Annotated in this window: 5 protein-coding genes; 4 read left to right on the top strand and 1 reads right to left on the bottom strand. The window is 61.9% G+C overall.

Going from position 1 to position 5,643, the window contains the following annotated elements; all coding sequences use genetic code 11:
• The 3 genes from A5646_RS01280 to A5646_RS01265 all read left to right on the top strand — a co-directional run.
• The coding region (locus A5646_RS01280) for an alpha/beta hydrolase (protein WP_067019300.1) at positions 1-1,576 on the top strand (1,576 nt) is incomplete at its 5' end.
• Entirely contained in the window at positions 1,557-2,129 is a 573-nt protein-coding gene (locus A5646_RS01275; RefSeq protein ID WP_067019297.1) for a hypothetical protein, read from the top strand. The genes A5646_RS01280 and A5646_RS01275, both read left to right, overlap by 20 nt.
• 500 nt (positions 2,130-2,629) lie before the next feature.
• Positions 2,630-3,708 (top strand): IS3 family transposase gene (locus tag A5646_RS01265; protein WP_231998205.1). Its coding sequence is split into 2 segments (ribosomal slippage): positions 2,630-2,849 and positions 2,849-3,708, totalling 1,080 coding nucleotides; the frame shifts between segments, so codons are not numbered across the junction.
• Positions 3,709-3,789: 81 nt separating this feature from the next.
• Here the strand turns inward: A5646_RS01265 and A5646_RS01260 are convergent.
• The gene (locus A5646_RS01260; protein WP_067019292.1) at positions 3,790-4,281 is read right to left on the bottom strand and encodes a MarR family winged helix-turn-helix transcriptional regulator; all 492 of its coding nucleotides are present in this window, start codon (positions 4,279-4,281) and stop codon (positions 3,790-3,792) included.
• 134 nt (positions 4,282-4,415) lie between these two features.
• Here A5646_RS01260 and hchA point away from each other — a divergent pair, with 134 nt between their 5' ends.
• Positions 4,416-5,294: a glyoxalase III HchA gene (gene hchA / locus A5646_RS01255; RefSeq protein ID WP_067019290.1), complete on the top strand. Its 879-nt coding sequence runs from the start codon at positions 4,416-4,418 to the stop codon at positions 5,292-5,294.
• The last annotated feature ends 349 nt before the right edge of the window (positions 5,295-5,643 follow it).

Genomic DNA, 5,643 nt, shown 5'->3' with positions numbered 1-5,643 from the left:
GATCGCCACGTTGGAACACGAGTTGCAAGGGCTCGACAACATCATCGACGCCGCGGAGCACGATCTGCAGCATGGCCACCCCGACGCGAAGACCGAGGCCTTTCTGAAGAAATTGATCGATGATGCGAAAGCCGATGCCGCCGATGATGTCCGGGACGCCCTTCACGATCTGCAGGCGGTCCGCGACGGCTACTCGGCCACGTTGCAGAACTGTCTGGGCAATCTGCGCACCGACGGCTACGACCCGAACATCCTGCAGCCGGTCGACGCCGACAACCAGATCCCCCCGCCGAGCACCAATCCCGATGATGTGAATCGCTGGTGGACGTCACTGACCCCCCAGCAGCGCCAGCAATTCATGGCCGAGCATCCCGACCAAATCGGCAACCTCAACGGCGTCCCCATTCTGGCCCGCAATGACGCCAACCTCACGGTGATGAACCAAGACCTCGACCGGGTACGTGGCATCGCGAGCCGCAACGGTGTCTCGGTGGACGACGTGCTTCGCGACCCCGCGAAATTCGGTCTGTCGGCCACGGACGTCACTCGCTACCAGAATGCCAACGAGACCAAGCTGGGCCTCGACCATGACGCCGGAGACCCGCTGCACCCGAACCCGGTCTACCTATTCGCTTATGACCCAATGGCATTCGGCGGCAAGGGCCGTGCCGCGATTGCGATCGGCAACCCGGACACCGCGAAGAACACCGCAGTGATCGTGCCGGGCACCAGCAGCAGCGTCAAAGGGGGCTGGTTACACGACGGCCACAACGACGCGATCAATCTGTTCGAACAGGCCAACGCCGCCGACCCCCATAACCCGACGGCGGTCATCGCGTGGATGGGCTACGACGCCCCCAACGGATTCGACGACGTGGTGCGCATCTCCACCCCAGAGCTGGCCCGCACAGGCAGTGCGGCGCTGGCGCAGGACGTCAACGGTCTTTGGTCGACACACCTCGGGGCAGGACAGCATGTCACCGTGCTGGGCCACTCCTATGGTTCGACCACGGTCGCGGACGCTTTTGCCATGCACAACATGCACGCCAATGACGCTGTGCTGCTGGGCTGTCCGGGAACCGACCGTGCCACCAGCGCCGCTAGTTTTCACCTGGACGGCGGACACGTGTTTGTGGGAGACGCCTCCACCGATCCGGTCGGCATGCTCGGTCATCTCGATGGCGCGAGCAAGCAAATATTCGGCCCCAACTTCTTCGGAAACAACCCCAGCCTCGGCGGAGACCCTGCCGTCGACGGGTTTGGATCGGTCCGATTCCGCGCCGAAGTGCCCGGCTCCGATGGCATCAACCCCCACGACCACTCCTACTACTACCATCGCGGCAGCGAAGCTCTATACGGCATGGCCGATATCGTCTCCGGCCACGGTGACCAGCTCCAAGCCGACGGCATGACCGCCGACCACCGGCATTCGCTGGGCGGCGTGCAAGTCAGGATTCCGGGGCTACCACCGGTCACCATCGGCCCACACACGCCGGCCGTCGTTGACCCGGAGTGGGACCGGTCGCCAGGATCTGTCACCGACAATCATGTCTTCGATGCCCAACACCACCATTAAGGAACAACGCGTGCCGTTGCGCCAAGCACTGCTTATGTCGGTCGTGGTCGTCGCCATGTTGTTAGGAGGATGCGCGCCAGTGCAACACAAACCACACGCCGCCGGATCGACTAATCCGTATGAAGACACGGCCCACCCGATGAGCGACGATCAGACCAAGGCCCAGGTGATCGAGCCCGCCAAACAAATCGTCGTCGCCGCCAACCTGGAGGGAGTCAGCGGGGCGTTCTCCTTCGCCTCCTGCAACGACCAGGGAGACCCGCCGTTTCAGGGCACCGTCACGCTCAGCTTCCTGATCCATGGCGACCCCGATGCATATTTCCAGCAAGTACGAGCAGCGATGATCGCGCACGGCTGGAACGACGGAGCACCAGCCGGCCAGCACTACCACGGCGCAACGCTCAATAAAGACGGCGTAGCCGCCAGCATCAGCTACATGCCGTCCGACCACGCTTACGGGCAGATCATCCTCGACGGCCAATGCCGAAACATGGGCAACCACAAGGGCGAAGGTCAATGGAGCAACATCAACGATCAGTTGGCCGCGCGGTAGGACACCGTCTGCATGGGGAATATCTATTCCGCTGATCTGGTCCGGCCGATCGTCTAATTGTTCGAAACTCGGTTGCACTGCAGGGGATTGGGCAGGGGCGGCCTGCAATCCCTACGGCCCGCCGACCTGCGATCACTCTGGCTTCGCACCGTCGCTCACTCCGACTGTCCTGTTCTAAGTATGGAAACGCACAGGTCACACGGAACGCCCACGCCGATGATTTCATGCCAGAAATGGTTCGATGGCTACCTCGCTGAGCTACGCACGCAAGGGCACAACAGGGTAGAGGCTGCCGCTGTGCGTGAGGCCGGGCGAGCTGTCGGCTGTACGAAGAATCAGTTGTACGTTGCAGCCAATACCAGGGGTCTAAAGGGAGTGGCCTGACCCCGATCGGTTGATCCATAGCTGGTGAGAGTCTTGCGGCCCAGGTACTGGGCAGTAAGGCTGGACACCATCATGACGAGGAACGGCACAGTCCCGAGCAAGTTGTACGCAAGCTGATGGCGGCCGATCGGCTGTTGGCCGGGGGTAAGGACACCGCAGCGGTGTGCCGCGAGCTCGGGGTCTCTGAGGCCACCTATCACCGGTGGCGTAACCAGTTCGGTGGCCTCAAGGCTGAGGACGCCAAACGCCTCATGGACCTCGAACGTGAAAACGCCACCCTGAAACGCCTTCGGGCCGATGCCGAGTTGGAGAAAGTTGCGCTCAAGGAGATCGCCCGGGGAAACTTCTAGGCCCGGAACGGCGGCGTGCGGCCGTTCGTCACCTGCAGCGCGTGCTGGGGGTTAGTGAGCGATTCGCCTGCCGCGTGACCGGGCAACACCGCGCCACCCAGCGGGACGAACCCACCGCGGCGACACCCGCTGATCCGGATGCTGCACTGCGGTGCTGGCTGCGGACCTACGCCAAGGATCATCCCTGCCGCGGCTTCAGGCCGGCTTACCACGACGTCCGAGGTGAAGGTTGGGCAGTGAATCACAAGACGATTCAACGCCTTTGGCGTGAGGAAGGACTGCGGGTGCCGCAGCGCCGAAAACGTAAACGCCACGGCACCTCCACCGCGCCGCCCGACGTGGCCGCTGATGCGCCCGACCGGGTGTGGGCGGTGGACTTCCAGTTCGACGTCACCACCGACGGGCGGCCGATCAAGATCGCCTCGATCATCGACGAGCACACCCGAGAATGTCTCGGCGGGATGGTTGAACGCAGCATCACCGGCGAGCACCTTATCGACGAACTAGACCGCGTGGCCGCACAACGCGGCGCCCATCCCGGGGTCCTGCGTTGCGACAACGGACCCGAATTGGCTTGCAGTGCAATGGCCGCGTGGGCGGACGGTCAGGTTGGACTGCATTTCATCCCACCCGGCGAGCCCTGGCGCAACGGCTACGTCGAATCGTTCAACTCCCGTATCCGCGACGAATGCCTCAACATCAACAGCTTCTGGTCGCTGGCCCAAGCCCGCATCATCATCAGCGACTGGAAACACGACTACAACCAGCGCCGTCGCCACTCATCGCTGGGCTACCTACCCCCAGCCCGCTATGCGGTTGCCTGCACCCACCGGTTGAGCGGGTGATCGCGCGAGGCCCGAGAGGAGAGATCGGAGTGGGACTTTGAACCATTCGTTGGGTTAAGGCAGTCCGGGCATCCCCGGGGTTCACGCGTCCGGATCTTGGTCGCGAGATTTGGCATCACGGACATGTAGACGTGACTGACGGGCGACCTGGCTTAGCAGCTTGCGGAATTCGTGCTGCTGCGGGGCGCTAAGTGCCTCAAGAAAGGTCGCCTCGGCGGCAGCCATGCTCGCCTCCAACTCCCGCAAGGTTTGCAATCCCCTTTTGGTTGCAACGATTGTGCGGACGCGTCGATCTGAGGGATCAGGGGTGCGATCGACGAGGCCCGCATCGACGAGGTCATCGATCACGTAGGGCATTACGGACCGGTCGATGCCCAGGTAGTCGGCGAGTTCAACCTGTGTGCGGATCCGTTTGCGCACGACGGTGTAAAGAAGCTGGTACCCGCGGCTTCCCCGGGGAAAATCGCGCAGTTCGGTCTCGACGTGCACTCGGTAGTCCCGCGCGAGCATCCCAAGGGCCCAGCCGAGCTCGCATATCTCGTCTTCCTCGGCCAGCGCGTTCGAGTCGCCCACACCGAAAACTTTACGTGCACCCGCCCCCTGGCCGAACCAACTAAACCCGCAGGTCCCTAACCTATTGCTTGCCAACACATATGTTGAACATATGATTGGCGGCACATGTTATTGGATGAAAGGGTAGTTACCTCGTGAGTGATGACGCCAACCTCAGCAAATCCCCAACCCCCGACCCCGCCGAGAACAACGCGTTCTTCCCCTCGCCCTACTCGCTGAGCCAATACACCCAGCCCAAAACCGATTTCGCCGGCGTCGAGCATCAAGGCGCCTATACCGAAGGTCGGTGGAAAATCCTCATGATCGCCGCCGAAGAACGCTATGTGCTCTGTACCAACGGCAAGATGTTCTCCACCGGCAACCACCCCGTCGAGATGCTGCTTCCCCTCCACCACCTGATGGCCGCAGGCTTCGACGTCGACGTCGCCACCGTGGCTGGTTATCCGGTCAAGCTGGAACTATGGGCCATGCCCAACAAGGACCAGGCTGTCCTGGAGACCTACGAAGCACTCAAACCCCAGCTCAAGCAACCCAAGAAACTCGCCGACGTCGTCGCCAATGACCTAGGCGCGGATTCGGACTACCTCGCGGTATTCATCCCCGGAGGCCACGGGGCAGTGGTCGGATTACCGGCCGCCGAGTCAGTGGCCCAAACCCTCCAATGGGCACTGGCCAACGACAAATTCATCATCACCTTGTGTCACGGCCCGGCCGCACTACTGTCAGTCGGCCACGACGGCAAAGAGTCCCCATTCAAGGGATATTCGGTCTGCGTATTTCCCGACGCCCTCGATCAAGGACCCAACATCGACATTGGTTATCTCCCAGGGCATTTGCAGTGGCTAGTCGCCGACCTACTCGACAAGCAAGGCTTGACCATCGTCAACGACGACATGACTGGCAAAGTCCATAAAGACCGCCAGCTCCTCACCGGCGATAGCCCCTTAGCCTCCAACAGCCTCGGAATCTTGGCCGCCGACACACTCATCGAAGCCCTGAACAGCCCGAAATAGCGGCCTCGTCAAGACCAGACATCACGGTCGATGGTCCTCAAGCCTGTCTCAGGCAGCTGGCCCGCTAAGCTAAATTCCGCACTGATCAAACGACTCTCGCTAGCCGTGGACCAGTTCACGGGGACCGGTCATCGTCCGCCAGGTCTCGTTAAGCACGATGTCGACCGTAGCGCCAACGGCGCGGGCGTCATCCAAGCGCCGCAGCGGTCGTTTGGCGAGCCCAAGTTGCGCGTATATTGCGCGGCGATCATCTAGATAGACTAGGCACAGCCTTTAGCCTGCAAAAACTCTGGTGCGCGATACTGGGATTGAACCAGTGACCTCTTCCGTGTCAGGGAAGCGCTCTCCC

The sequence above is a fragment of the Mycobacterium sp. 1245499.0 genome, assembly GCF_001673615.1.
GTDB lineage: Bacteria > Actinomycetota > Actinomycetes > Mycobacteriales > Mycobacteriaceae > Mycobacterium > Mycobacterium europaeum_A.
Note: the sequence above shows the minus strand (reverse complement) of the source record. Positions and strands in the feature narration are given on the sequence as shown.